Annotated in this window: 22 protein-coding genes and 6 tRNA genes; 13 read left to right on the top strand and 15 right to left on the bottom strand. The window is 57.7% G+C overall.

All coding sequences use genetic code 11. From position 1 onward, the window contains the following. Positions 1–257: 257 nt before the first annotated feature. On the top strand, positions 258–1,037 hold the full coding sequence (locus tag G403_RS0120670; protein WP_027855656.1) for an amidohydrolase: 780 nt from the start codon (positions 258–260) through the stop codon (positions 1,035–1,037). Between the two features lie 39 nt (positions 1,038–1,076). Here G403_RS0120670 and G403_RS0120675 read toward each other — a convergent pair whose 3' ends face one another. After that, positions 1,077–1,319 (bottom strand): hypothetical protein, encoded by a 243-nt coding sequence (locus tag G403_RS0120675; protein WP_156899758.1) that lies wholly within the window; start codon positions 1,317–1,319, stop codon positions 1,077–1,079. A gap of 275 nt (positions 1,320–1,594) precedes the next feature. Between G403_RS0120675 and G403_RS24750 the strand changes: the two genes are divergently transcribed. The 3 genes from G403_RS24750 to G403_RS0120690 are packed head-to-tail and all read left to right on the top strand — an operon-like array spanning position 1,595 to position 5,587. Beyond that, positions 1,595–3,580, top strand: a complete 1,986-nt coding sequence (locus G403_RS24750; protein ID WP_084404140.1) for a methyl-accepting chemotaxis protein — start codon at positions 1,595–1,597, stop codon at positions 3,578–3,580. 58 nt (positions 3,581–3,638) lie between these two features. Then, the gene (locus tag G403_RS0120685) at positions 3,639–5,147 is read left to right on the top strand and encodes a putative bifunctional diguanylate cyclase/phosphodiesterase (protein ID WP_027855658.1); all 1,509 of its coding nucleotides are present in this window, start codon (positions 3,639–3,641) and stop codon (positions 5,145–5,147) included. Further along, positions 5,147–5,587, top strand: coding sequence for a hypothetical protein (locus G403_RS0120690; RefSeq protein WP_027855659.1), 441 nt, complete (start codon positions 5,147–5,149; stop codon positions 5,585–5,587). The genes G403_RS0120685 and G403_RS0120690 overlap by 1 nt, the downstream gene beginning before the upstream one ends. A 37-nt stretch (positions 5,588–5,624) precedes the next feature. Here the strand turns inward: G403_RS0120690 and G403_RS0120695 are convergent. Next, a tRNA-Leu gene (locus G403_RS0120695) sits at positions 5,625–5,711 on the bottom strand. A gap of 145 nt (positions 5,712–5,856) precedes the next feature. Here G403_RS0120695 and queA point away from each other — a divergent pair. The 6 genes from queA to rnr all read left to right on the top strand — a co-directional run bounded on the left by queA (position 5,857) and on the right by rnr (position 13,860). Beyond that, on the top strand, positions 5,857–6,900 hold the full coding sequence (gene queA, locus G403_RS0120700; RefSeq protein ID WP_027855660.1) for a tRNA preQ1(34) S-adenosylmethionine ribosyltransferase-isomerase QueA: 1,044 nt from the start codon (positions 5,857–5,859) through the stop codon (positions 6,898–6,900). Between the two features lie 26 nt (positions 6,901–6,926). After that, entirely contained in the window at positions 6,927–8,048 is a 1,122-nt protein-coding gene (gene tgt / locus G403_RS0120705; RefSeq protein WP_027855661.1) for a tRNA guanosine(34) transglycosylase Tgt, read from the top strand. Positions 8,049–8,106: 58 nt separating this feature from the next. Then, positions 8,107–8,436, top strand: coding sequence for a preprotein translocase subunit YajC (gene yajC, locus G403_RS0120710; RefSeq protein ID WP_027855662.1), 330 nt, complete (start codon positions 8,107–8,109; stop codon positions 8,434–8,436). Between the two features lie 66 nt (positions 8,437–8,502). Next, complete coding sequence (secD, locus tag G403_RS0120715) at positions 8,503–10,356, top strand: protein translocase subunit SecD (protein ID WP_027855663.1); 1,854 nt, start codon at positions 8,503–8,505, stop codon at positions 10,354–10,356. Between the two features lie 13 nt (positions 10,357–10,369). Continuing rightward, on the top strand, positions 10,370–11,293 hold the full coding sequence (gene secF / locus G403_RS0120720) for a protein translocase subunit SecF (RefSeq protein WP_027855664.1): 924 nt from the start codon (positions 10,370–10,372) through the stop codon (positions 11,291–11,293). A 155-nt stretch (positions 11,294–11,448) separates the two neighbouring features. Next, positions 11,449–13,860 carry a ribonuclease R gene (gene rnr / locus G403_RS0120725; protein ID WP_027855665.1) on the top strand — a complete coding sequence of 804 codons (2,412 nt, stop codon included), beginning with the start codon at positions 11,449–11,451 and terminating at the stop codon, positions 13,858–13,860. Positions 13,861–13,867: 7 nt separating this feature from the next. Here rnr and G403_RS0120730 read toward each other — a convergent pair whose 3' ends face one another. Beyond that, a complete protein-coding gene (locus G403_RS0120730) occupies positions 13,868–15,196 on the bottom strand; it encodes a phosphatase PAP2 family protein (RefSeq protein WP_027855666.1) in 1,329 nt (442 codons plus the stop codon). Positions 15,197–15,294: 98 nt separating this feature from the next. Here G403_RS0120730 and serB point away from each other — a divergent pair, with 98 nt between their 5' ends. Next, positions 15,295–16,515 carry a phosphoserine phosphatase SerB gene (gene serB / locus G403_RS0120735; RefSeq protein ID WP_027855667.1) on the top strand — a complete coding sequence of 407 codons (1,221 nt, stop codon included), beginning with the start codon at positions 15,295–15,297 and terminating at the stop codon, positions 16,513–16,515. Here serB and G403_RS0120740 read toward each other — a convergent pair whose 3' ends face one another. The 5 genes from G403_RS0120740 to G403_RS0120760 form a co-directional block, all read right to left on the bottom strand. Continuing rightward, positions 16,516–18,645: an EAL domain-containing protein gene (locus G403_RS0120740; RefSeq protein WP_027855668.1), complete on the bottom strand. Its 2,130-nt coding sequence runs from the start codon at positions 18,643–18,645 to the stop codon at positions 16,516–16,518. 93 nt (positions 18,646–18,738) lie between these two features. Then, a tRNA-Gln gene (locus G403_RS0120745) sits at positions 18,739–18,813 on the bottom strand. A gap of 6 nt (positions 18,814–18,819) precedes the next feature. After that, positions 18,820–18,896, bottom strand: a tRNA-Met gene (locus G403_RS0120750). A 13-nt stretch (positions 18,897–18,909) separates the two neighbouring features. Continuing rightward, positions 18,910–18,984: transfer RNA gene (locus G403_RS0120755), tRNA-Gln, on the bottom strand. Between the two features lie 13 nt (positions 18,985–18,997). Then, a tRNA-Met gene (locus tag G403_RS0120760) sits at positions 18,998–19,074 on the bottom strand. 176 nt (positions 19,075–19,250) lie between these two features. Here G403_RS0120760 and G403_RS0120765 point away from each other — a divergent pair. Together G403_RS0120765 and G403_RS0120770 are read left to right on the top strand one after the other, a co-directional pair. Further along, the gene (locus G403_RS0120765) at positions 19,251–19,520 is read left to right on the top strand and encodes an SEL1-like repeat protein (protein WP_027855669.1); all 270 of its coding nucleotides are present in this window, start codon (positions 19,251–19,253) and stop codon (positions 19,518–19,520) included. Between the two features lie 65 nt (positions 19,521–19,585). Next, complete coding sequence (locus tag G403_RS0120770; protein ID WP_027855670.1) at positions 19,586–20,161, top strand: DUF1285 domain-containing protein; 576 nt, start codon at positions 19,586–19,588, stop codon at positions 20,159–20,161. A gap of 6 nt (positions 20,162–20,167) precedes the next feature. On the opposite strand, the gene ychF is transcribed toward G403_RS0120770, so the two are convergent. From ychF to G403_RS0120805, 7 genes are all read right to left on the bottom strand, one after another. Continuing rightward, entirely contained in the window at positions 20,168–21,259 is a 1,092-nt protein-coding gene (gene ychF, locus G403_RS0120775; RefSeq protein ID WP_027855671.1) for a redox-regulated ATPase YchF, read from the bottom strand. 14 nt (positions 21,260–21,273) lie between these two features. Beyond that, entirely contained in the window at positions 21,274–21,867 is a 594-nt protein-coding gene (gene pth / locus G403_RS0120780; RefSeq protein ID WP_027855672.1) for an aminoacyl-tRNA hydrolase, read from the bottom strand. A 22-nt stretch (positions 21,868–21,889) separates the two neighbouring features. After that, entirely contained in the window at positions 21,890–22,477 is a 588-nt protein-coding gene (locus G403_RS0120785; protein ID WP_027855673.1) for a 50S ribosomal protein L25/general stress protein Ctc, read from the bottom strand. A gap of 121 nt (positions 22,478–22,598) precedes the next feature. Then, entirely contained in the window at positions 22,599–23,540 is a 942-nt protein-coding gene (locus tag G403_RS0120790; protein WP_156899759.1) for a ribose-phosphate pyrophosphokinase, read from the bottom strand. Between the two features lie 75 nt (positions 23,541–23,615). After that, a tRNA-Gln gene (locus G403_RS0120795) sits at positions 23,616–23,690 on the bottom strand. A 104-nt stretch (positions 23,691–23,794) separates the two neighbouring features. Continuing rightward, positions 23,795–24,385, bottom strand: a complete 591-nt coding sequence (lolB, locus tag G403_RS0120800; protein WP_027855675.1) for a lipoprotein insertase outer membrane protein LolB — start codon at positions 24,383–24,385, stop codon at positions 23,795–23,797. Further along, positions 24,382–26,088: a tetratricopeptide repeat protein gene (locus tag G403_RS0120805; protein ID WP_027855676.1), complete on the bottom strand. Its 1,707-nt coding sequence runs from the start codon at positions 26,086–26,088 to the stop codon at positions 24,382–24,384. The genes lolB and G403_RS0120805 overlap by 4 nt, the downstream gene beginning before the upstream one ends. Positions 26,089–26,139: the final 51 nt, after the last annotated feature.

The raw sequence follows: 26,139 nt of genomic DNA on the forward strand, positions 1-26,139 counted from the left end.
TTTCAGTCCGATATAGAGGATCAGTGCTGCCATCAGGGCCGCTTCGATAATGAAGCCATTATTTTGCCAGATCCAGTCGAACATCGAGACGCACGTCTATCCTGCACCCTGAGCCTTTTCAGGACTAAGCTGAGCTCCAGGGGGCGTTTGTTGGTGTCCGGCCCAGGCCGGTGCACCGAGTATATCAGAGGCCTGGCGCTGAGGTACTGCGCCAAAAGGCGTAGAGTTGAGCCGGGTCAGCACAGAGGAGGATAAAGATGGATGCGTTACGCATCAGCCTGATTCAAACAGAACTGGCGTGGGAGTCGCCCGAGATCAACCGTGAACATCTGGCAGGAGAGATAGCACAGTTGACCGGGGGCAGTGATCTGATTGTTTTGCCGGAGATGTTTACCACCGGCTTTACCATGGCGCCTGAGCATATTGCCGAGCCGGCGGGTGGCGAAACGCTGGACTGGATGCGGCAACAGAGTCGACACAGTGGCGCTTTGCTCTGCGGATCAGTCGCGGTGCAGGACGGGGCTTGCTATTACAACCGGTTTTACTGGGTAAGCCCGGATGGTCACTCCGGGTACTACGATAAGCGGCATCTGTTCCGGATGGGCGATGAGCATCACCACTATGCGCCGGGTGCGGATGTGGGTGGGTTCGAGTACAACGGGTGGAAAATCCGGCCTCTGGTCTGTTACGACCTGCGTTTTCCGGTGTGGTGTCGGCGGCGGGAGGATTATGACCTGCTGCTTTGCGTCGCGAATTGGCCTGCGCCGCGCAGAAACGCCTGGCGGACGCTGCTGGCCGCCCGGGCGATTGAAAATCAGTGTTACGTGGCGGCGGTGAACCGGGTCGGTCAGGATGGCAAGGGGCTGGATTATGCCGGTGACAGTCAGATTATCGATTTCAAGGGGGAGTCCATTATCGATCGCCCTCCGGGAGACCCGTTTACCGCAACGGAATCGATCAGTCGACAGGCCCTCGAAGCGTTTCGAACCAAATTTCCCGCCTGGCAGGACGCCGACGGTTTCGACATCCGCTTCTGAACCGGTCCGGCGCAGAACATGTGTGTTGCTACATGGCTGTCAGTCATGGACGTAAAACAGCTCGCCACTGTCCGCCGCGATAAAGATCAACCCGCAGCTCTGGCCCCGGATATCCACGTGCAGCCTCGGGGCACTTGTAAAGCGCTCCTCGGGGTGGGCCTGCTGCAGTGCTGACAGACTGCGATACAGCAGCTCCCAGCTCTGCCCGTTATGGGGTGAGTCAAACGGGAGCAGGCGTTCTAAGAGATAAGCCGGTAACGGGGCGAAACGTTCTATCTGCATGGGCATCAATCGGTCTGTGATGTGAGATAGCCGATAGTATCAACTGTGATAGAGCAGCAGTAGTCACCGTCGCTAAGCGTCTGTGTGAAAAACCGCCGAAACTTGCCCGTTAGGTGGGTGGCGGGCCGCCAAAAAATAGCTTTGCATTCAAAGGTATTTCAATAATTTCAAAGAGTTGTGCCACTGGCTTGGTTCTTGCCTTGCTCTGACCTTGTTACGGCTGCTGGTTGGCTAACCAGAGGCTTTGGATCGTACGCATAGGTGGCGCAAAACAGATGTTAAGACCAACGCTTGGGCTAAAGCTCGGACTCAGTTTTCTTTTGACGCTGGCAGTTTTGCTGGTTACCGGTGCATTTTCGCTGGTGGGGATCAGTCAAATCGACCAGCGTCTGGAACGCATCGTCGGTCAGACCTGGCGCGCCTCGGATAGCGCCGCTGTATTCAGCCTGGAGCTCCAGCGGGGGCTGGCGGATATCGAGCAGATGGTTCAGCCTGGAAGCCGACTACCGCCTGAGGGCGAGGCGCTGGCAGCGTTTGAACGGGCCGCTGAAAGCCTCGGTCAGCTGGTGTCCGGGGCCTATAACCGGGATGCTGAATCCTTGAGTGAACCGTTTTTACGTGCGCAGCAGGATGCTGATTCGGTGCTCAGACAATACCGGGTATGGCTGGCAAAGCTTGAAGCGGTAAGAGACACGGAGTTAGCCGCCCAGGCTTTAATGGTGCGGTTGGGGCGCTACGGTAATTTCGAGATCGCCAATCTTGAGGACGCCTTTCTGCGGGAGGAGACTCTGAGCTGGGATGACGATATTGAGCCAAGCTGGCGTTTTGTCCTGGCCGGTTATGATGCCCGCGTCGCGCTCCACGAAACCGTTGCCCTGATGCAGCAGAAACTCGCGGGTACAGCGGAGGTGGCTTCAGAGTCGCTGCAGGAACAGATCGAAATCCTCAACGAAACGCTCGGCGAATTGATAGCCGCACCGGCCGCCGCGCGTGAGATTAATATGGGACGCTACCAGGGGCAGAGCTACGCCGAGGCGTTGAGCGGATTTAGAGACGCGTTCGGCCCCGCCGTCACCGAGCTGATGAAGCGCCATGCGCTGTTTGAACAGAGTCATCAGGCATTTATCGGTTCGATGGAGGCGTTATTGGCTGATGTAGAGACGTTCCGTCAGCAGCTCGGTCGCGACGTCAGTCAGCAGCGGACTCAAGTGCTGGATCTGGTTGATCATCAACACTGGGCCGTTGGAGGTGCGCTTGCTTTAGGTACGCTACTGACACTGGCAGCGATTGTGTTGGGCTACCGAGGCTTGATTCAACCGATACAACGTCTGCGTGACCGCATGCAGGAGATCGCCTCCGGTGATGGTGACCTCAGTGTTCGAATGACTGTATCGGGGCGGGATGAGCTGGCGGAGCTGGCCGATGGCTTCAATGGTTTCATCGATAAGATCGATGGTCTCGTCAGCCGTATTCGAACCATGGGAGAGGCGCTGAATCAACGCGCACTCCATCAGAAGGAAAACGCGCGAGCCGCCCTGACGGCCGTGAGCGAACAGCAACAGGAAAGTGCCCTGGCGGCCGGCGCCGTTTCCCAGTTGCGTTCCGCAGTGGATGAGATTGCCGCCCGCGCGGACGAGGCCGCCGCCAGCAGTCAGCGGGCGCAGGCCGGCAGCGAACGTGGCCAGGCGTTGATGCGCGCAGAGCGTCAGGCGGTGGGTCAGTTGGAGCTGCAGTTCAAGCGTACGGCGCAGGTGATCGACAGTCTGGCCGAGGAGAGTACCCGGGCCGGATCAATTCTCAAAGTGATCGAAGAGATTGCTGAACAGACCAATCTGCTCGCGCTTAATGCTGCTATTGAAGCCGCCCGCGCCGGCGATTCCGGGCGCGGTTTTGCGGTCGTCGCGGATGAGGTCAGGGGGCTGGCGCAGCGTACCCAGGAGTCCACCGGTGAGATACAGCATCTGCTCACTGGATTGCGAGGGCGTGCAGCGCAGGCGGTCGACGATAGTTCGATGGTTCAGGATCTGCTCAACAAAAGCGCGGAGTTGAGCCAGCAAACGGCCGATGCGCTGGATGAGATCATAGCGGAGATCGACCACATCACTGGCTTGAATACGGGCGTGGCAGCGGCCACTGAACAGCAGTTGCAGGTCACGCAAACCGCGGCCGGGGCCCGTCAGTCCGCCCAGGAAGCGGAGCAGGTCCAGCAGCAAGCAGCCGGGGTGCAGAGTCTGCTGGTTCAGTTCAGTGCCGGGCGCTGACTGGAGTCCGGGGAACTATAGTGATACAAAGGCGGGAATCGACAATGCGAGCCCCTTGATGTTTCTGAAGAAATCCACGTTTTCGGCCCTTCGTATCGCGCTGTTTTACCTGGTGCTTGGTGCGCTGTGGATACTCTTTTCCGACCGTATCGTAGACAGCTGGGTGGAAGATGCCGCCCTCCTGTCGCGTGTGCAAACGATAAAAGGGTGGGGCTATGTGGCGCTGACCGCCTGGCTCCTCTACCTGCTGATTCGTGCCTCCATCGAGCAGATTACCCGCCTCTCATACCACAGCCATCTGACAGGTCTGCCTAACCGGCAGGCGCTGGATGAATTTCTCGAAACACGCCTGCACGAATATCGATGGGGAAACGAAAAGCTGTCGATGATGTTGCTGGATCTTGATGATTTTCAGTCCGTCAATGACTCGGCCGGATATTACGGCGGAGACCTGCTGCTCAAGGATTGTGCCGCGCTTATCGATAGTCAGTTGCCCGGCAAAGCCCGGCTTTATCACTTTGGCGCGGACAAGTTTGTGCTGCTTGTCGCCGTGGATAGCCTGCGAGCAGTGGAAAACCTGGCAGGCGACCTCTCCAGTGTAATCTCGCAAGAACTACATGTGCCGGGTAGCGAGAAGCACAGCCTGACGGTCAGTATCGGAATCGCAACATGCCCGCTGGATACCGGTAGCGGCGATGAGCTGCTCAAGTTTGCCGATGCCGCCTTGCAGGAAGCCAAGCTGGAGAAAGGGGGGATGCGCTTCTACCATCAGGAGCTGCATCAGCGTCATCTGAAAATGGTGGAGCTGGCCCGGGAGGTGGTCGCGGCCAGTCGCGAGCCTGAACAGTTCAGTGTTCTTTTTCAGCCCCAATATGCGCTGGAGTCCTCGGAGATTACCGGTGTAGAGGCGCTGGTGCGCTGGAACCACCCCGAGCGGGGAGTGGTGTCTCCCGCCGAGTTTATCCCGGTCGCGGAAAAGTCAGGCGCTATCTTTGCTATCACTGAACGGGTTATCAATCATGCCGTGGCGGAGCTGGCTTCACGAAAACTTCTCGGTGAGCGGGGCGTTGGCAGTTTATCGCTGAACATCTCGGAGCGGTTGCTGGGCAGCAAACTCGGCTGTGATCGTCTGGAGGAGATGCTGGAGCCTCATGCCGCCTATTTTCCCTGGCTGGTGCTGGAGGTTACCGAAACCGCTGCGATGGAAAATGTGGAAGCCTGTGTCGAGATGATGCAGCGGTTATGTGACCGTGGCATACGCTTCTCTATCGATGACTTTGGTACCGGCTTTTCCTCCCTGCTCAAGCTCAAGCAGTTGCCGATCTACGAGCTCAAGATCGATCGCAGCTTTGTTGATGAGCTACCGGACAATAAGGATGATCTGGCCATCGTCAGAACCACGGTGCTGATGTGCCGGGAGCTGGGCATCAATGTGGTTGCAGAGGGCATCGAAACCGAGGCCCAAGAGGCCTGCTTGCTGGCCAGCGGATGCCAGCTGGGCCAGGGGTATCACTTTGCGCGCCCCATGACGATTGAGGCACTGATTGAGCGCCTGGGAGCACACTGATGGCCGACACGACGCCGGACAATATCGCGTTTTTCCACCGGGTGACGGCATGTGCGCTGATCCAACTCTACCGCAGTTTCCCGGTACCCACTGACCTGGACGCGGGTGCAATCGGTGCGGACCTGGTGGATGACCGGATCGAAGACGACCTGCAGTTTCATTACACCTACGAAATGCCCAAACACGCCATCAGCTTCTTGGTGGCGGAGTCACTGATCATATACGACCCGGATCAGTACTTTTTTGGTGGCCCCGAGTTTCCCGCGGCACGGCTTACCCTGAAAGGGCTGAAATTACTGCAGGCAGGTATCCAAGCCGGCGGCAATCAAGCGGCGGGCAAAACCTATTCGGCCCATCTGGAGCATGCACTCGACCACAGCGATGTGGAACGACTCTGTATCCTGGTCGATGAACTGCTGAGCATGACCGGCGAGTCATGAGCGTTAAGTCGGTTGAATAGACGTGAAGAGTAGTCAATGGTGCCGGTGGTCGGACTCGAACCGACACGCCCGTTAAGGCAACGGATTTTGAATCCGTCGTGTATACCAATTTCACCACACCGGCAATGTGGCGCCGCGCGTTTTAGAGCTTATCGCGACGAGGCAGGCGCACATTATAAGCGGAACTTTCGCCGGGTCAATCGGGACTGCTAAAAAGCTGTTTATCTGGTAAACTTCGCGCCCCTTTTCAGTGAACATTTCTCCGCCCGATGCAGGTAAAAGATTTTTATTTCGAGCTGCCGGAAGAGCTGATTGCCCGGTACCCGCTGGAGTCACGCAGTGCCAGCCGTTTGCTGTGCGTAGACGGTGACAGCGGTGCGCTGGCTCATCGTCACTTTAGCGACATCCTGGAGCTGTTGGAGCCCGGTGATCTGCTGGTGTTCAACGATACCCGTGTCATACCGGCACGGTTGTTTGGCCAGAAAGAGAGCGGCGGCAAGGTTGAGGTGCTGATTGAACGTGTGACCGGTGAGCATGAAGCGTTGGCTCATATTCGTTCCAGCCGCTCGCCCAAACCCGGTGCCCGGTTGGTGCTCGAGGGTGGTCTGTCCGTGGAGGTGACCGGACGGCGCGAAAACCTGTTTGAACTGCGCTTTGATTTGGATACCCATCTTATCGAAGCGCTGGAGCAGCATGGCCATATGCCGCTACCGCCTTACATGAAACGGGATGACCAGCTGTCCGACCGGGAACGTTATCAGACCGTCTATAACCGCAAACCGGGCGCTGTAGCTGCGCCCACGGCAGGATTACACTTCGATCAGCCGCTGCTGGACAAACTGGCCGAGAAAGGGGTCGAGACCGCTTTCGTGACGCTGCATGTTGGCGCAGGTACCTTTCAGCCGGTCAAGGTGGAACGTATCGAAGAGCACCACATGCATGCCGAGTATATCGAGGTGTCGCCCGGGGTGTGCGATGCGGTCAAGCAGGCGCGGGCGCGGGGTAATCGTGTAGTCGCGGTGGGGACCACCAGCGTGCGCTGTCTGGAGAGTGCCAGCCGCAGTGGCGAGATTGCGCCGATCTACGGTGATACCGATATCTTTATTTATCCGGGTTACCGCTTTGTCAGCGTTGATGCGCTGATTACCAATTTCCACCTGCCGGAGTCCACGCTGCTGATGCTGGTCAGCGCTTTTTCCGGCTATGACCACATGATGAACGCCTATGCCGAAGCGGTTGCCGAGCGCTACCGTTTCTTCAGCTATGGCGATGCCATGTTCCTGACCCGTCAGCGTCTATCGGAGACAGAATGAGCGACACAGATAACCGTCAGTGTTTTATGAGCTTTGAGCTTCTGGGAACCGAAGGCTCGGCTCGCCGGGGGCGTTTGACCTTTCCCCGCGGAACCGTGGAAACTCCCGCGTTTATGCCGGTAGGAACCTACGGCACGGTCAAGGGGATGTTGCCTCGGGATATCGAGGCGACCGGGGCACAGATTATCCTGGGTAATACCTTTCATCTGATGCTGCGTCCGGGCACCGAGATTATCGGCCAACACGGCGACCTGCACGATTTCATGCAGTGGAAGGGCCCGATTCTCACGGATTCGGGGGGCTTTCAGGTGTTCAGCCTGGGCAAAATGCGCAAAATCACCGAGGAGGGTGTGTCCTTCCAGTCACCGGTCGATGGCAGCAAGGTGTTTCTGAGCCCGGAAGTATCGATGGACGTTCAGCGCAAGCTGGGTTCGGACATCGTCATGATCTTTGATGAGTGCACGCCTTATCCGGCAACGGAGAAGGAAGCAGCGGACTCTATGCGTCTCTCGCTGCGCTGGGCTAAACGCTCGAAAGAGGCTCATGCGACCAGCCCATCGGCGCTGTTTGGCATTGTGCAGGGGGGGATGTATGAATCCCTGCGGGATGAGTCCCTGGCCGGGTTGACCGAGATCGGGTTTGACGGCTACGCCATTGGCGGGCTCTCCGTGGGTGAGCCGAAAGACGATATGATGCGCGTGCTCAAGCATATCGCGCCGAAAATGCCGCAGGATAAGCCGCGTTATCTGATGGGCGTCGGAAAGCCGGAAGATCTGGTCGAAGGGGTACGCCGGGGCGTGGATATGTTCGACTGCGTCATGCCTACCCGTAACGCCCGCAACGGTTTTCTGTTCACCGACACCGGTATCGTTAAAATCCGTAACGCGGTGAATAAAACCGATACATCACCGGTGGATGAAACCTGCAGCTGTTATACCTGTCAGAACTTCAGCCGCGCTTACCTTCACCATCTGGACAAGTGCGGGGAAATGCTTGGTGCGCAGCTCAACACAATCCACAACTTGCACTATTACCAGACGCTGATGGCCGGTTTGCGTGGCGCTCTTGAACAGGGTAAATTGAGCGCCTTTGTGGAGCAGTTCTACGCACGGCGGGGGCTTGATGTGCCGCCGCTTGATGAGCAATAAGGGTGTCTAGCAGGCACCAAACCACAGTTAAGATTTATTAATTCAGGAGATTGCTTTAATGAGCTTCCTTATCGCCCCGGCCCACGCCGCCGAAGGTGCCGGACAGATGGATCCGGGTATGTTTAACATCATCTTCCTCGTGGGTTTTGGTCTGATCTTTTACTTCTTCATGTGGCGCCCGCAGGCCAAGCGCGCGAAGGAGCACAAAAATCTGATCGCCGGCCTTGCGAAAGGTGATGAAGTTATCACCGCCGGTGGCATCATCGGCAAGGTGATTCGCCTGAATGAGGAGTACGTGGTACTGGAAGTCTCCGAAGGTACCGAGATGAAGTTCCAGAAGGCCCATGTGGCGGCTGAGCTGCCCAAGGGTACGATCAAAGAGATCTAAACCCGTTCTATCTCCCCCCGCCAGCGCATCGCGCTGGCGTTTCCGTTTTGTTAAGGATGGAGCACGATGCTCAACCGCTATCCTCTGTGGAAAAATCTCCTGATTGTCTGTGTGCTGGTGGTTGCGGCCATCTACGCCGCACCCAACCTTTATCCAGAAGACTATGCCGTACAGGTCTCCGGAACGCGGGAAGCGTATACGGTTGATACGTCCACCATGGAAAGGTTGGAGCAGCAGCTTCAGGAGGCGGGCGTCTCCTTCAAAGCGGTGGAGTTGAATGAGGGCACCGGGCTGATTCGCTTCGCTAACGGTGATGCGCAGCTGCGTGCCAAGGACCTTCTGGCACAGACGCTGGGCAACAACTACGTTGTGGCCTTGAACCTGGCACCGACAACCCCGGCCTGGCTGGAGTCAATCGGTGCCGGGCCCATGAAGCTGGGGCTGGACCTGCGTGGCGGTGTGCACTTCCTGTTGGAAGTGGATATGGCGCAGGCGGTCGGTCAGCGCCTGGATGTCTATGTCAGCGATATCAAAGGTCAGCTTCGTGATGAACGGTTGCGTTATCGGCAGGTAGAGCATCTGGATGACGGTCGGCTGTCCGTGCGCTTTGCGGACCCACAAGTCCGTGACGAAGCACAAAGCCTGCTAAGAAAAAACTTTCCGGAGTTTATGTTCGAAACCGCGGATGAGGAGGGAAATAACTTCCTCTACATCAACTTGACCGAGCAGACGATCCGGGAAATCGAAGACTACGCTGTCAAACAGAACCTGACCACTCTGCGTAACCGTGTCAACGAGCTGGGTGTCGCCGAGCCGCTGGTGCAGCGCCAGGGACGTAACCGGATTGTGGTTCAGCTGCCGGGTATTCAGGACGCTGCGGCGGCCAAGCGTATCATCGGTAAAACCGCTAACCTGGAGTTCAGACTGGAGGCCAAGCCGGACGCCAGCCGGGCGACGACTGAAGTTTACCCGTTCCGTAATGAACCGGGCCGCACCGCCGAGCTTGAGAAAGATATCATTATCACCGGCTCAAACGTAGCCAATGCCCAGGCCTCATTCGATGAAAACGGCATGCCGCAGGTGAATATTACCCTGGACGGCAAAGGTGGCCAGATGATGAGCCGAGTTACCCGCGGCGCGATTCAACGTCGTATGGCCGTGCTGTTTGTCGAGCACAAGTCGCGCATCGTGGAGCAGAAGGTTGATGGTGAAACGGTCGAAAAGCGTGTTCCCTACACCGAAAAGGGCTTGATCTCCCTGGCGACCATTCAGAGCACCCTGGGTAACTCTTTCCGCATCACCGGGCTTGAAAGTTCTCAGGAGTCTTCGGAGCTGGCACTGCTGTTGCGGGCCGGTGCACTGGCGGCGCCGATCTACTTTGTGGAAGAGCGCACGGTAGGACCGAGCATGGGGGCGGAAAATATCGAGATGGGCGTGACCTCAGTGCAGATCGGCTTCGCGCTCGTACTGGCGTTCATGCTGATCTACTACAAGGTGTTCGGCGTGTTGGCGAATATCGCACTGACCCTGAACCTGGTGCTGCTGGTGGCGGTGATGTCGATATTGTCGGCGACGCTCACCTTGCCGGGTATAGCCGGTATCGTACTGACCGTGGGTATGGCGGTGGATGCCAACGTATTGATATTTGAGCGAATCAAGGAGGAGCTTAAGAATGGTCTGCCGCCCCAGTCGGCAATCCATGCCGGGTTCTCCCGCGCCTATACCACCATTCTTGATGCCAACGTAACGACGCTGCTTGCGGCCGTCATTCTTTTTGCCATGGGAACAGGCCCGGTGAAAGGCTTTGCCGTGACGTTGTCGGTGGGTATTGTCACCTCCATGTTCACAGCGATTCTAGTGACCCGCGGGCTGGTTAACCTGGCCTATGGCGGTCGAACGCTGAAGAAGCTGGCGCTGTGAGGGGAGCGGAATAATGTCTAAAGCACAGAAAATTTACAATTTCATGGGGCCGCGCAAAGCGATGGCGGCCTTCTCCATTATCCTGTTGCTGATTTCCATCGGTTCCCTGGCGATCAATGGCCTGAAGTTCGGGCTCGACTTCACCGGCGGTAGTCTGGTGGAAATCGGTTACGAGCAGCCGGTGGATCTGGGTGGCGTGCGCGAGGCGCTGGAGGGGGCCGGATACCCGGACGTGACGGTACAGACCTTTGGCGCTGCCACCGATGTGTTGATTCGCCTGGGCGAAACCCACGACCCTCAGTTGGGCGATAATATCCTTGCGCTGCTGCAGGCGGAAGAGGAGCAAACCCTGACCCTGCGCCGCAACGAATTTGTGGGGTCGCAGGTGGGCGAGGAGCTCCGCGAGCAGGGTGGGCTGGGCATGCTGCTGGCCCTGGGCATGATCATGCTCTACCTGGCCTTCCGCTTCCAGATCAAGTTTTCGGTGGGTGCGGTGATGGCACTGGTGCATGACGTGCTGATCGTGCTCGGGGTTTTCTCCCTGCTGCAACTGGAGTTTGACCTGACCGTGCTGGCGGCGATTCTGGCGGTGATCGGTTACTCCCTGAACGATACGATTGTCGTCTATGACCGGATTCGCGAGAACTTTCGGGTGATGCGTACGGCCGGTCCGGTCGAAGTCATGAATGGATCGCTAAGTCAGACGTTGAGTCGAACCTTGATGACCTCATTCACCACGATCCTGGTCTTGGTGGCCCTGGCTGTCTTTGGTGGCAGCACCATTTTCGGTTTCGCGGTGGCGTTGCTGGCCGGTGTGCTGATCGGTACCTACTCTTCAATTTATGTGGCTGCCAACCTGCTGCTGATGCTGAAGGTGGATCGGGAGGATCTGATACCGCCTCCGAAAGAAGAGTCCGAAGTGGACGAAATGCCCTGATATCCCCGATAAGCCGGCCCTGAGCCGGCTTTGTCTTTTATTGGTCGCCGCGACCGGTAGGATTCGCGGCGCTTTACGACTATTCTAGAGTTTGATTTGAAACCAGACCCGCATAACCACGTTAGTTTTTTATCGGCGGGCAAAACGGAATACGAATGAGTAAAAACTGGAAAGATAAAGATCCCAACGCCTCCGAAGAGGCGAGTAAATACGACAACCCGGTACCGAGTCGGGATTTTCTGCTGGAGTTCCTGCGTAAATGGGGCGCTCCGATTAAGCACCCGTACCTCTGCCAGGAGCTGGGCCTCACCGACGAAGATGATATAGAAGCGGTTCGCCGCCGTCTGATTGCCATGTGCCGGGACGGGCAGCTGATCTCCAACCGCAAGGGAGAGTTCGGCCTGATTGAAAAGATGAACCTGATACCGGGCCGTGTTATCGGCCACCGGGATGGGTTCGGCTTTCTCAAACCGGATGCCGGGGGCGATGATCTGTTTTTAAGTCCCCGCAATATGCGCGAGCTGTTTGATGGGGACCGTGCGCTGGTCCAGGAGATCGGGGTCGACTATAAGGGGCGCCGTGAAGGTAAAGTGGTCGAGGTGCTCGAACGCAATACCCGCAAGCTGGTGGGTAAGTTCGATGGCGAGAACGGTTTTGGCAGTATCGTGCCTGAAAACCAGCGGATCACCAATCAGGTGATGGTGATTCCCGATCCGACTACAGGGTTGAGCTACGAGAATGGCCAGCTTGTTGTGGTAGAGGTGATGCAGCAACCTACCCGTCGCCAACCGGCGCGGGGACGGGTCATCGAGGTGCTTGGGGATCATCTGGCGGCAGGGATGGAGATCCAGGTGGCGATTCACAGCCACGATATCCCCAACGAGTGGCCAGAGCAGGTACACCAGGAGATCGGCGAGCTGACCCCCGAGGTACGTGAAGAGGATAAGCGTAACCGGGTTGATCTCCGGGATCTGCCATTTGTCACCATCGACGGAGAAGATGCACGCGACTTCGATGATGCGGTTTATTGTGAGAAGAAACGTTTCGGTGGCTGGCGACTGTGGGTCGCGATCGCCGATGTGTCCTATTACGTGCAGCCGAACTCGGCACTGGATACCGAGGCGGTTAACCGGGGTAACTCCGTTTACTTCCCGGAGTATGTGGTGCCGATGTTGCCGGAGTTGCTCTCCAACGGCCTCTGCTCGCTGAATCCCAAAGTTGATCGCTTGGCGATGGTCTGCGAAATGCAGATCAGTCGCGCCGGTAAGCTGTCTGATTTCTCTTTCTACGAGGGTGTGATCAACTCCAAGGCGCGGCTGACCTACACCAAGGTCGGTGCCATGCTGGCCGAGCCGGACTCGGAAGAGGGGAGTCAGTGGCGTCGGGAATACGGCGAGGTGGTGCCCCATCTGGAAGCGCTGTATGGTCTCTACAAAAAGTTGCGCCAGGCCCGTGAAGAACGTGGCGCCATGGATTTCGAGACCACTGAGACTAAGATAGTGTTCAGTGATGATCGCAAGATCGAGAAACTGGTGCCGGTCCATCGCAATGATGCCCACAAGCTGATCGAAGAGTGCATGTTGATCGCCAACGTGGCGACGGCGCAGTTCCTGGATAAGCTCAAAAAGCCGGCGCTCTATCGGATCCACGAAGGTCCGAAAGAGCAGAAGCTGGAAAACCTGCGCGCGTTCCTGGGCGAACTGGGTCTGAACCTTCCGGGCGGCGAAAAGCCAGAGCCGAAGGACTACCTGCGGTTGGCGGAGACCATTGAGTCACGCCCCGACCGGCATATTATTCAGACCATGATGCTGCGCTCCATGCAGCAGGCGGTCTACAGCCCGGATAATCACGGCCACTTTGGTCTGGCGTACGAAGCGTATACCCACTTTACGTCACCAATCCGGCGCTATCCGGACCTGATCGTTCACCGTCTGATCCGTTCGGCGATACACGCCAATAAGCGCAATAAGCACCTGGAGTGGCCCAAGGGCTTTAAGCCCAATGCGGATTTTGTGGTCGGTTACACCATGGAGCAGATGCTGAGCCTGGGTGAGCACTGTTCGATGACCGAGCGGCGTGCCGATGATGCCACGCGCGATGTGGTTGCCTGGCTCAAGTGTGAGTATATGCAGAGCCAGATTGGCGAGGAATACAGTGGCGTTATCGCTGCAGTTACCGGCTTCGGCGCTTTTGTTGAGCTCGACGAGCTCTACGTGGAAGGCCTGGTGCATATCACTTCACTGCCCAATGACTATTACCACTTCGAGGCTGCTAAACAACGCCTGATCGGTGAGCGCACCCGGCAGGTATTCAAGCTCGGCGACCCGCTGCAGGTGCGTGTGGTCCGGGTTGATCTGGATGAGCGCAAGATCGACTTTGAGCTGGCATCCAGCCCCGGCCAGGAGCCTGGCCGCAAGCCGACCAAGCGGGAACTGCTGGCATCGGGCAAAATTGGTGCGGGGCAGCCCAGGGGGAAACCCCGTGGCGAGGGTGGTGAGCGTACCGGTAAGCGTAAGGCACCCCATAAGCCCAAGCACCCACCCCGCGCGCGCCGGAAGAAAAGCTGAACACTCGTCAGTAGAAAGGACGTATCAGTAGATAGGCTGCAAGTAGCGCAGTGACAAGCGGCAGTATGAAACTCAGGGGTACACTCTGTGTGCTCCTGTGTTTTGTCAGCCATAGTTTATAGATGCCGGCAAATACCAACCCTTCCGCCAGCCCTGCGATCACATCCAGAGGCCAGTGCACGCCGAGCAATACCCTGGATACGGCAATCAGTAACGCCATCGCCGTTGCCAGGCAGTAACCCAGATGACGGGTACGGTGAGGCTTGTTCTCCATCAGCCAGATGGCGAGCAGCAGATAGGCGCTGGCAGCCGCGCTGGCGTGGCCGCTGGGGAAGCTGAAGCTGCTCAGTAACTGCTGTCCGACCTCGGGTCGAGCGATGGCCAACAGCTCTTTGAGTAGATAGTTTAGCGTCAGGACGGCGGCCAGAAACACGGCAACAGGCCAGCCACCGGTGAGGCGGTGGCGCCAATGCGCGGTTAGGGCGGCGAGCAAGATCATGGCCACTAGGAGCGGAGGATCACCCAGATGAGTCAGCGTTTGCACAAGGCCGGGCTGGTGAGCACCCAGCTCGAAAATCGTCTGATACATGGAGCGGTTCCAGGCGGGAGGGCCTGTTAACTGCAGACTCAAGGCACTAATAAAAATCAGCGCGCCGACCCCGACCATCAGCCATGCCGTCAAGGTGCCAAACGTCAGCCCGCGTTGCTCAAGTTTGACCTGCAGGCGCCTCGAAGCGCCGAGGTGCCAGTGGAACTGCTGCGCGATGACCAGTAGTGCGATCATCCCGAGTAGGGTGGTGAGCAGACCGGCGTCGGTGGAGGACAGCTCGCGTAAACCCAGGCCTGTGAGATAGCCCGGCAGCAGGTAGGCCGGTGCCCAGACCAGTGCAGAGCCCAGATTGAACAGTGTGAAGCGCAGAGCCGACATACCACAGCTGCCTGCAATAAGCGGAATGATGGGTCGGATCGGACCGATAAATCGCCCAAGTACCACGCTCCCGCCGCCGTAACGGGCAAAGTAACGGTGGCCCTGCTCAAGCCATTGCGGGTGATTCTTGAGGGGCGGATATCGGCTCAGCACCGGGGTGGCGAAGCGGCCCAGAACAAAGCTGGCCTGATCACCCAGAACCGCGCCGATAAAGCCTGCCAATAACAGCGCCGGCCAAGGCAGTGCCGCATCACCGGCCAGTGCGGCTAACGCGAACAGTATCGCCACTCCCGGCACGGCCAGACCGATTATCGCCAGACTCTCCAGGCACGCAACGAAAGCGATGGCCAGTACCAGAATAAATGGGTGCCCGTCAGTGAAAGATAGCCAGAACTCGGGCGTCATCATAGGCCAGCAGGGGTCCGTGCGGTTGTGTTACCACCGCCAAAGCGCTGTATAATGCAGGCCATTTCAGCTCCTGTCACTCGGCGGCGGACCCTTTTCCCATGCATGAGATTATTCTCCTAACGCTCTCCGGCGAAGATAAGCCGGGTGTTACCTCAGCCATTACTGGTATTCTGGCAAATTATCGCATCAGCATCCTGGATATCGGCCAGGCGGTTATCCACAACACCCTGTCACTGGGAATCCTGATTCAGGTCCCCAGAGAGGCGGAATCCTCCCCGCTGATGCGCGATATCCTGTTCAAGGCCCATGAGCTGAACCTCCAGGTCCGGTTCGAGCCGGTCAGCGACAGCGACTACGGGTTGTGGGTCGAAGGGCAGGGTAAAACCCGGCATGTTATCACATTGCTGGCGCGTCGAATTACGGCGACCCATATCGCACGGGTGACTGATATTGCGGCGGGCCACGGCCTGAATATTGATAATATCAGCCGTTTGTCCGGGCGTGTGGCCCTCGATGAAGGAGAGCAGGGCGAGCAAACCAAAGCCTGTGTCGAGTTTTCGGTGCGCGGTATGCCGTCAGATGCCTCGGAGCTGCGTGAGGCGTTCCTGAAGGCGGCCTCGGAACTGGATGTGGATATCGCCTTCCAGAAGGATGATATCTACCGCCGTAATCGCCGTCTGGTGGTCTTCGATATGGATTCGACCCTGATCGAGGCGGAGGTGATCGACGAGCTGGCCAAGGAAGCGGGTGTGGGCGATCAGGTGGTGGCCATCACCGAAGCGGCAATGCGCGGGGAGATCGATTTCAACGAGAGTTTCCGTCGCCGTGTCGCGCTACTCAAGGGATTGGATGCCTCGGTACTGGAAGGTATTGCCCAGCGCATCCCGTTGACCGAGGGGGCTGAGGAGCTGGTGTCCAATCTGCGCTCGCTGGGGTTCAAGACAGCGATCCTGTCCGGCGGCTTCACCTATTTTGCACATCGCCTGCAGGAGAAGCTTGGTTTTGACTATGTCCATGCCAACGAGCTGGATATTCAGGATGGGAAGGTGACCGGTGAAGTGATCGGTACCATCGTCAATGGTGAGCGCAAGGCCCAGCTATTGCGTGAGATCGCGGAGAAAGAGGGAGTTCGGCTGGAGCAAACCATTGCGGTGGGCGATGGCGCCAACGATCTGCCGATGCTGTCTATTGCCGGGCTGGGAATCGCTTTCCGTGCCAAGCCGCTTGTACGCCGCAGTGCCAAACAGGCAATCTCAACGTTGGGGCTGGACGGTATCCTGTATCTGATCGGTTTTCGCGATCGGGACAGGGCCGGTTAATCAGCCCTGAAAATAGTCATAGTCCATATTTTCCCGCGGGGGTTGCAGGTAGTAGCCCTGTATCAACTGGATACCGCATCGGAACAGTTTGCTGATGACGCGGGTATTCTCCACCAGCGGTGCGATAATCGTGGCGCCTCGCTCGATCGCGACCAGCAGTTGCGAGTGCAGCTGCTCCACGGTGATATCGCCGCTCTCCAGGTCCTGTATATAAGCGCCATCAAGCTTGACGTAGTCGATCTGTAGCTGACGCAGGACGTGCTGGGAGTTGGGTGAGCTGCCGAAGTGTTTGAGGCAGAAGCGGCACCCCAGTTTACTGGCAAGCTCCGAGAATCGACGGGCCTGCGCCAGGGAGGCGGCGGCATCACTTTCACTAAGCTGGAACACGATCTGATCTGGAGGAACCTGCAGTTCCTTCAGTTGTGACTGGAACCAGGTCAGCAGTGAGTTGCTATGCAGTGAACGACCGGCCAAATTGATAAACAGACGGTTTTTGGTCCCTTTATCGTTTTCCTCCCGGAGTTGTTGCAGGCCATGCTCCAGGACCCAGCGATCCATCTTGACCATGACATCGCTCTGTTCGATGGAGGTCAGGAAGAAGTTCGGTGCCAGCGTCTCGCCATTTTCATCCAGCAGACGAACCAACACCTCATAATTATGTGTTTCGGTATCCGCTTCCAGCGGAACAATCGGCTGGAACATAAGCTTTAGACGGCGGTCGCTGATGGCGGTCAGTACCCGCTTGACCGCTTCGGAATCATTTTGCGGATGCAGTGTCGCGGGTGGCTGATACAACACACAGCCGTTCCCGTCAGTCAGTTCATCCGCGGCTTTGCGCGCTCTGTGCAGCAGTTCGCTGGCGGGTGGTGCACTGTCGGTAATGCTGACAACGCCAACGGAGGCGCTGGTCGAAACTGTGGTCTGAGCGTGCTGTAGCTTAAGTCCGGCGATCTGGCGGGCCAGTTTCCGTGCCACTTTTAACGACTCATCGGTGTTGGGGTGGCGGAAGATGATCGCGAAGCTGTCATCTTCGAACCGGCAGACCAGGTGGGGATCGTAAAAGGCTTTGTCCAACCGCTCGGCAATCAGTCGTATCAGTCCGTTGGTCGCTTCTTGTCCGTGGGTGGCGAGGAGATCTTCATACTGGTCCAGGCGGATGTAAAACAGTTGCGCATCGTGACCGCCGGCCAGCGCATGCTGTGCTGTGTCATCCAGGCGCTGTATCAGGTACGAGCCGTTTTTCAGTCCTGTCAGTGGATCATCATCCCGGTGCACAGCAGCATTTGCCTCTTCGCTGAACTGCTCCGGCGTGATGTTCATGGAAAGTGCCGGCTGGCCCTGGTAGCGGCAGGTCTGGAACTGGACCTGTGCCTTAAACATGCTGTTATCGGGCCGTGTCAGTTCCAGGGGAAGGCTGGTGTCGATGGGGCGATGCTGGTCGGAAAAGGCATGCAGCATATCCGCCACTTTCTGCCGGTGCTCGGGCAGGATAAGTTGATCCAGCTCGGTGCCGATAAGTTCGTAAGACTTGCTCACTCCCATGAGCTCGACGAGGCTGTCATTGACGAAGATAATCTGGCCATCTGTCAGGTAGGCGATGGGGGTCCGGGACTGGCTGACCTGCTCATGGAAGTGCCGTTCTGCCACTTCCAGCATCGCTTCACTCTGACGGAGCCTGCGGCGATCCTCCAGCGCCTGAAGCTGCTGCAGCATTACATGAAGCAGCAGTTCGCCGGGTTGCGCCGGTAGCAGAGCGGCAATGCCATCCTTGTACGCCTGCAACTGCGCATCCTGAGAGGTATCGTGGCTCAGCTGAATAACCGGGATGTCTTTCTCGCGGCCCTGCAGTAACGAGACCGCTGTTGCTGCCGGGAAATCATGACCGTCTTCCAGAGTGCCGCAAAAGAGGAGATCCCAGCCACGCTCGCTGAGGGCTGCGAGCAGGTCCTCGCGGGATTGCACTTGCCGGCCGCGGGGCGCCATACGTCCGCTCCGAATCAGTGACAGAATCGGATCGACAGCATCCGGGTGAAAGCCCAGAAACAGAATATTGATCGTTTGGCGTCTACTGGCGCGACTGCTGGACAAACGATCCAGCAGCGCATAACTACTGTCGGCTGCAAGGCCCATGATAACTCTCCTCCCTGACAGAGAAATAGTAACCCGGGAATCGCAAATTGTCAGGATACGGCAACGTGAAAGTTATGCGCACGGAGAAGAAATTGGCAGGGGTAGCAGGATTCGAACCTGCGCATGCTGGAATCAGAATCCAGTGCCTTACCGCTTGGCGATACCCCTGTAGAATGGTGGCAATAGCGGGACTCGAACCTGCGACCCTCGCATTATGAATGCGATGCTCTAACCAACTGAGCTATATTGCCATCTGTCACGAAGTGGCTGGGGTAGCAGGATTCGAACCTGCGCATGACGGGATCAAAACCCGTTGCCTTACCGCTTGGCGATACCCCAATAACTTCGCAAATGGTGGCAATAGCGGGACTCGAACCTGCGACCCTCGCATTATGAATGCGATGCTCTAACCAACTGAGCTATATTGCCACGCGTTTGAGGCGCGAATTATTCGCTTTTTGGGTGTCTCTGTCAACAGGCATGCCAAGAAAAAAGCGCCGAATTTTAGGTGCTTGCGCGATAACGCGGAAAGAGTACCAAGGTGCCATTGTCTGGTCACCGGGGCTCCGTTTGAATAGGTTGAAATCTATCCAGAAGGAGCCGTCATGCGCCCCCTTTGCTGTCTTGCCTTTTTCGTCGCTGTCCCGCTGTTTGCCGCTTCTGAAGAAAACCTGCCGCCGGATTTTTATGATGCACGCCCCTCCGTGCAGCTGTTTAAAGCCTACGCCGAAGCTCAGTATGCGCTGGGTGTGATGTTGAGCACCGGGGTCGGGGTTGCCCAGAACCGCGCGCAGTCCCGATACTGGTTTGAGCAGGCCGCGGCCCAGGGACACCCGGGTGCTACGCGGGCGCTGGAGGAGGATGGTGGGGATTGAGTATTGATTGGGGGGCGCCGGTTGCTGCAGACTGAATTCACCATCAGGTATAACAATGAGCAGCCATGGTTGATAAGAGCACGAAAAAGGGTTTCGATCTGACGCAGTTAACTCGTGACGTCGAAACGCAGGGGCAGGATATTCCGCCATTGGAGCAATGGCAGCCTGAGTTTTGCGGCGATATCGATATGCGAATTGCCCGCGATGGCACCTGGTACCACGAAGGTACGCCCATCGGGCGCGAAGCGATGGTGCGGATGTTTTCCCGGATACTCTGGCAGGAGAATGGCGAATACTATCTGAAAACTCCGGTAGAACAGGTGCGGATTCAGGTGGATGATCTTCCGTTCCTGTTTGTCGATATGGAGCAGACGGAGGGGGAGCAGGGGACTGAGTTACTTTTTATCAGCACCACCGGCGATCGTGTCGCAGCGGGGCCGGCGCACCCATTGACCGTTGTTGAAAGCGAACGTGGAGAGCCGCAGCCGTCGCTGTTGGTACGGTTCGGGATGTCCGGGCGGATTAATCGCAACCTGTTCTATCGGCTGGTTGAGCTGGCAGCGACTGAAGAGTGTGCGGAGGGTGGAGAAGAGCTCGCGCTATACAGCGGTGGCGAGCGCTTCTCTCTGGGGCGGATCTAAACGGTGTTAGACGTTGAAGCGGAAGTGAACCACATCGCCATCCTGGACGATATATTCCTTCCCTTCCAGACGCCACTTACCGGCGTCCTTGGCACCCTGTTCGCCCTTGTATTCGATAAAGTCGTCGTAGGCGACCACTTCGGCACGGATAAAGCCTTTCTCGAAATCGGTATGAATGACACCGGCTGCCTGAGGTGCGGTGGCACCGACTTTAACGGTCCAGGCACGCACTTCTTTTACACCGGCGGTGAAGTAGGTCTGCAGTCCCAGTAGCTCGTAACCGGCGCGGATCACGCGGTCCAGGCCCGGTTCTTCCATCCCCATCTCTTCGAGGAACATCAGCTTTTCTTCATCTTCCAGCTCGGCGATCTCTGCTTCGAGCTTATTGCAGACGGGCACCACGCTGGCATTTTCACCGGCAGCCAGCTCCTTGACCTGGTCCAGCCAGGGGTTGTTCTCGAAGCCATCTTCCGCCACGTTAGCGATATACATGGTGGGCTTGGTGGTCAACAGATGGAAGGTGCGCACCAGCTTGCGTTCATCCTCTTCCAGGGCCAGCGAGCGTACCGGCAAGCCCTCTTCCAGATGGGGGATCAGTTTTTCCAGCAGTGCCTTGGCTGCGATCGATTCCTTGTCGCCGCCCTTGGCGGAGCGCGTTACGCGCTGAAGCTGTTTCTCGCAGGATTCCAGATCCGCCAGTGCCAGCTCCAGGTTGATGGTTTCGATATCTTCCAGCGGGTGAATACGATTTGCCACGTGGATAACGTTATCATCCTCAAAGCAACGCACGACGTGAGCGATGGCGTCTGTTTCGCGGATGTTGGCCAGGAACTTGTTGCCCAGTCCTTCACCTTTGGACGCACCCGCGACAAGCCCTGCGATATCGACAAATTCCATGGCGGTGGGGACCACGCGCTCCGGCTTGACGATCTCTGCCAGCGCGTCCAGGCGCGGGTCCGGCATGGGCACAACGCCGGCGTTGGGTTCGATGGTACAGAACGGGAAGTTTTCCGCTGCGATGCCCGATTTGGTCAGGGCGTTGAACAGAGTGGACTTGCCGACGTTAGGTAAACCGACGATGCCGCATTTGAATCCCATGTTGAAAATCCTGTTTAGCTGGAGGCGTTGAAACTGTGTAGGTGGTTCATGGCCCTTGGCCAGTCCCCTTTGATCGCCAGTGGCAATTGGCGCAGCGCTTCATCGATGGCGCTCTGGGTCAGCTCCCGCTCTTTCGGGGGGGCTTTACTGAGCACGAAATTCGAGACCTGGCTGGCGTGTCCCGGGTGGCCGATACCGATTCGCAGACGATAGAAGTCGCGACTGTTTCCCATCTGGCTGATGATGCTGCGCAGACCGTTATGGCCGCCGTGGCCGCCGCCCTTTTTGAGGCGGGCCGTGCCTGGGTCGATATCGAGTTCGTCGTGAACAACAAGGATGGCGTTGACCGGGATCTTGAAAAAATTGGCCAGTGCCGCGACCGCTTGGCCGCTCAGGTTCATGAAGGTTGTCGGTATCAGCAGGTGTACCGGCTCGCCCTCAATCAGAATCTTGCCGTACAGGCCTTTGTAGCGTGTTTCGACCTGCAGGGGGGTGTGCTGGTGGGCAGCAAGCTGCTCCACCAGCTCGGCACCGGCATTATGACGGGTATGCTCATACTTGCTGCCGGGGTTACCCAGGCCGACTATAAGGGCTATCCGATCATTCATGCCTGTGCCTTAAGCCTGAGGCTTACTTGGCTTTGGCGCCACGCGGAGCGTAGCAGTAGCCGATACCCTGGTCGTGGTCTTCGCCGCGACGCAGAGCAACGATCTCAACACCTTCCGGCAGAGTGATGTCGGAAAGGTGAGCGATTTCGCCCATCTGGATGTTGGACAGGTCAACTTCCAGTGCTTCCGGCAGGTCTTTCGGCAGGCAGAGAATTTCTACGGTGCTCGCTTCAGCCGCGAACTTGGCAGACGCCTTGGACGCAGCAGACTTGCCAAAGTTGACGAACTTCAGCGGTACCTGGATCTTGATCTTCTTGCTGTCATCCATGCGCTGGAAGTCAACGTGAAGAGCCAGCGGCTTGAACGGGTGACGCTGCAGGTCCTTGATGAACACGGTAGTGGCCTGGCCATCGACGTTCAGGGTCAGCGGCGAGGAGTAAAAACCCTCGATCAGCATCGCCTTGTACAGTTCGTTACCGTTTACGGAGATAGAAACCGGTTCACCGCTGCCGTACAGGATGCCCGGGATCTGACCTTCGCGACGCAGGCGGCGGCTCGCACCTTTCCCCTGATCGCTACGGGTCTGGGAGTTGATTACAAAATCTGTCATGGTTAATTACCTTTAAATAATAAAAACTGCAGGCTCCCGCGACCAGAAGCGTGCAGTTATTTCTTAGCCCTTTCGGGTGCGTGTGTACCGGACTATGCCGATACGTTCAGGCCTGAATCGCTTAGCGAAACATGGCGCTGATTGACTCCTCATTGCAGACGCGGCGGACCGCTTCGGCAAGCATCGGAGCCAGCGTCAGCTGACGGATCTTTTCACACTTCTCCGCCGCTTCCGAGAGCGGGATGGTGTCGGTCACGACAAGCTCATCCAGCTCTGAATTCGTAACGTTGCTGATCGCCGGGCCTGACAGTACCGGGTGGGTCACGTAGGACACCACGCGGGAGGCTCCCTTATCCTTCAGCGCTTTTGCCGCCTTGCACAGGGTGCCGGCGGTATCACACATATCATCGACCAGAATGCAGGTGCGGCCCGAGACATCACCGATGATGTTCATGACCTGAGCTTCGTTGGCTTTCTCGCGACGCTTGTCGATGATCGCCAGGTCACAGTCGAGCTGCTTGGCCACGGCGCGGGCACGGACTACGCCACCCACGTCCGGAGAAACCACGATCGGATCTTCATAGTACTGATCCAGAATATCGTCGAGCAGCACCGGCGAGCCGTACACGTTATCCACCGGGATATCGAAAAAGCCCTGGATCTGGTCGGCGTGCAGGTCGACGGTTAGTACGCGGTCGATACCGACGTTGGAGAGCATGCTGGCAACGACCTTTGCACTGATCGGCACGCGAGCCGAGCGCGGGCGGCGATCCTGACGCGCGTAACCGAAGTAGGGAATCACAGCGGTAACACGGGTTGCTGATGCGCGGCGCATGGCGTCGGCGAATACAATCAGCTCCATCAGGTTGTCGTTGGTCGGTGCGCAGGTGGACTGGATGATAAACACATCCTTGCCACGCACGTTCTCCTGGATTTCGACGCTGACTTCACCATCGCTGAAGCGGGAGACGTTCGCCTTCCCCATGGGGATGTCCAGTCGTTCCACCACTTTCTGGGCCAGCGCAGGGTTAGCGTTGCCGGTGAAAACCATCATTTTAGACACGGCGAATACCTTCTTGATTGCATCAGGTTGAGCGGATGAAGTCGCTGAAAGGGAGTCAGTCATCGATCACAATTCTGGCAGGGGTAGCAGGATTCGAACCTGCGCATGACGGGATCAAAACCCGTTGCCTTACCGCTTGGCTATACCCCTGTGTATTCAGGTGGCGGACCACCTATCCAAGAAGGCGCGTATTTTCGGTAAACAGGGCGCGAAAATCAACCCCTGAAGCGGGTTCAGGCCGGTTAAATGACGATTTATTCCGGCGGGGTTTTCTGCGGCTCCAGAGACCAATGGCCGATCACCAGTCGAATCCGGATATCGGCGTAGCGAAAATCCAGCCGGGAGGGGAGTGTGAGTTGATCGGAAATATCCGTCAGACGCAGTATCCCGACCTGCCAGCCCTGCTGTTCAAAGCCTGGCCCGCCGCTGCTCAGCGGTTGGGAGGGGAGGTCTGGCGCCGGTCGGCCGGTGACCCAGTAGCTGGCCTGACTGACTGGCAGATGCCAGCCCAGCGCTTGCTGCATGACCGACTCCGGGTTGGGGCCGGTCAGCGGTTGCTCCTCCCCGGGCAACGAAAGGCTGACAAGGCCTGGGCCGCCTTCGATGCGGGCGCCGCCCTGTCCCAGCGGCCCACTAACGATGATTTTGAATCGTTCGCCTTGCTGTTGCCAATCGATATAGGCGGTGTTTGAGCTTTCTCCACTGCGGATTGCCGCTTTACCTTCCAGTGACCAGTCCTGTCCCGGGTTGCCGCGTAGTTGATCGTTCTGACTTACGGGTGGAGCCTGGACACCAGCGCAACCCGTCAATAGCGTGAACAGGACCAGAGCAAGCAGTCGCGTCACAGGTCGATTCCCAAGCGTGATTGCACTTCATGCAGCTGCTCGGCGTCTGGGTTTTGCGCCAGGGTGTCCCTCAACACGGAGCGGGCACGCTCGGTCTGTCCGTCAACCCACAGCACTTCCACCAGATGGGCGGCCACTTCCGGGTCGGCGAAGCGTTCATACGCGCGGTTCAGGAAATCCAGCGCTTCATTGGTACGCCCCAGTTTGAACAGCACCCAGCCCATGGAGTCAAGTACCGCCGCGTCCTCGGGGTGTTGCTCCAGAGCCTCTGATATCAGGGTATGCGCCCGCTGATAGTCCTTTGTGTAGAGCGTCAGGGAGTATCCCAGCGCGTTGAGGAGCATGCCGTTGTCGGGCTCCAGCGTCAGCGCCCGTTCAAGGTCGGACAACATCTGCTGGGGATCGCTCGGCTCAATGAGCAGTGCGCGGCTGTACAGGAGGCCCACATGGTCCGGGTTAGCATCCAGAGCTGCATTAATACGCTGTAACGCGGGCTGCGTGTAGCCATGGGCCTGAAGCCACTCTGCATGCATCAGTGTGAGATCGATCCGTTGGTCGGGTGTCTCCTCGATCGCTCGGTCAATGAGACTGTCGACCTCATCCTTTAACTCGGGATCATCCATCAGGTTCAACGCCCGGGCACGTGCCTGCTGCAGGTTGGGCCCGTTACTGACCTGAAGGTAGCGCTGCAAGGCTGACTGGGTATCGCCCATCTTCTCTTCGATCAGACCCAGATAGAACTGCAGGGTGTCATTGTCCGGGTTGCCCTCCAGCAGGTCGAGAATCAAACCATGACTTTGCGGCAGCCGGTTATTGTCGAGCAGGAGCAGTGCGAAGTAGTACTGTAACTGGCTGTCATCCGGGTGCTCTTCGAGCAATGCACGAATTTCCTCCGTCGCTGACTTCGGTTTATTCAGATCGAACAGCAGTTGTGCCCGCTGGATACGCAGTTGCTTATGGTCCGGAGTCTCATCCAGGGCGGCTTCCACCGCCTTGAGTGCCTCGTTGGCCTGTCCTCTGCGACGCAGGATCTCCGCTTTTTGCAGAACCAGCTCTGACTGGGCCGGTTCTACCGCGAGCCCTTGTTCCAGTAGCTCCAGGGCACCATCCTGATCGCCGATGCGACGCTTAAGCAGGGCACGGGTCAGGAGCAGATCCAGCCGCTCAGGCTCTGCCCGGGAGTACTCTGCCAACAGTTGCTCATACACGGCGGCGGTTTGCGGCGGCAGTTCTGCGCTTTTGCTACCGATTAAAAGCACCGCTTCCGTGTTGTCATCCGCCAGCACCTGCTTGAGTAATGGCAGCGCTTCGTCGAAGCGCTGTTCGCTGATCAGAATGTTGGTACGAATGTGCAATGGCTCGGGATTGTCGGGCGCGGCGCGACTCCAGAGTTCGGCGGCCTGAAGCACCGCGTCACTGTCGCGCAGAAACTGAGCTATACGGGTAGCGCGCTCGGCCACATCGGCATCGCCGGTGGTCCGCGCCTGATGCAGGTAGAACTCCAGCGCCTGATCAAACTGGTGACGCTGACCGGCGATTTCAGCCGCCAGCAGCTCAAATACCGACTCGCGGTTGAGCTCCCCGGGTTGATACGTCACCGGGTCGGGTTCGGTGGGTGTGGTGGGTGCCTGTGTCGATACCGTGCCGGCGCAGCCGGTGAGCAGGGCGAGCAGGCTAAGCGTCAGGAGGCCAGTCGTTCTCATAATCCGTTCTGATCCAGATGGCAAAAAGCCACTATAGTAGATGCGCGGTGT

Origin of the sequence: Marinobacterium litorale DSM 23545, assembly GCF_000428985.1 — a bacterium.
Lineage (GTDB): Bacteria > Pseudomonadota > Gammaproteobacteria > Pseudomonadales > Balneatricaceae > Marinobacterium_D > Marinobacterium_D litorale.

Coding starts and splice junctions, on each gene's coding strand:
- G403_RS0120690 (WP_027855659.1), top strand. CDS start 5,147: ATGGCCGACACGACGCCGGACAATATCGCGTTTTTCCACCGGGTGACG.
- pth (WP_027855672.1), bottom strand. CDS start 21,867: ATGAATGATCGGATAGCCCTTATAGTCGGCCTGGGTAACCCCGGCAGC.
- G403_RS0120685 (WP_027855658.1), top strand. CDS start 3,639: ATGTTTCTGAAGAAATCCACGTTTTCGGCCCTTCGTATCGCGCTGTTT.
- G403_RS0120765 (WP_027855669.1), top strand. CDS start 19,251: ATGCGCCCCCTTTGCTGTCTTGCCTTTTTCGTCGCTGTCCCGCTGTTT.
- G403_RS0120785 (WP_027855673.1), bottom strand. CDS start 22,477: ATGACAGATTTTGTAATCAACTCCCAGACCCGTAGCGATCAGGGGAAA.
- tgt (WP_027855661.1), top strand. CDS start 6,927: ATGAGCTTTGAGCTTCTGGGAACCGAAGGCTCGGCTCGCCGGGGGCGT.
- ychF (WP_027855671.1), bottom strand. CDS start 21,259: ATGGGATTCAAATGCGGCATCGTCGGTTTACCTAACGTCGGCAAGTCC.
- G403_RS0120730 (WP_027855666.1), bottom strand. CDS start 15,196: ATGATGACGCCCGAGTTCTGGCTATCTTTCACTGACGGGCACCCATTT.
- rnr (WP_027855665.1), top strand. CDS start 11,449: ATGAGTAAAAACTGGAAAGATAAAGATCCCAACGCCTCCGAAGAGGCG.
- G403_RS0120805 (WP_027855676.1), bottom strand. CDS start 26,088: ATGAGAACGACTGGCCTCCTGACGCTTAGCCTGCTCGCCCTGCTCACC.
- yajC (WP_027855662.1), top strand. CDS start 8,107: ATGAGCTTCCTTATCGCCCCGGCCCACGCCGCCGAAGGTGCCGGACAG.
- G403_RS24750 (WP_084404140.1), top strand. CDS start 1,595: ATGTTAAGACCAACGCTTGGGCTAAAGCTCGGACTCAGTTTTCTTTTG.
- G403_RS0120675 (WP_156899758.1), bottom strand. CDS start 1,319: ATGCAGATAGAACGTTTCGCCCCGTTACCGGCTTATCTCTTAGAACGC.
- secF (WP_027855664.1), top strand. CDS start 10,370: ATGTCTAAAGCACAGAAAATTTACAATTTCATGGGGCCGCGCAAAGCG.
- G403_RS0120770 (WP_027855670.1), top strand. CDS start 19,586: ATGGTTGATAAGAGCACGAAAAAGGGTTTCGATCTGACGCAGTTAACT.
- G403_RS0120670 (WP_027855656.1), top strand. CDS start 258: ATGGATGCGTTACGCATCAGCCTGATTCAAACAGAACTGGCGTGGGAG.
- G403_RS0120740 (WP_027855668.1), bottom strand. CDS start 18,645: ATGGGCCTTGCAGCCGACAGTAGTTATGCGCTGCTGGATCGTTTGTCC.
- queA (WP_027855660.1), top strand. CDS start 5,857: ATGCAGGTAAAAGATTTTTATTTCGAGCTGCCGGAAGAGCTGATTGCC.
- secD (WP_027855663.1), top strand. CDS start 8,503: ATGCTCAACCGCTATCCTCTGTGGAAAAATCTCCTGATTGTCTGTGTG.
- serB (WP_027855667.1), top strand. CDS start 15,295: ATGCATGAGATTATTCTCCTAACGCTCTCCGGCGAAGATAAGCCGGGT.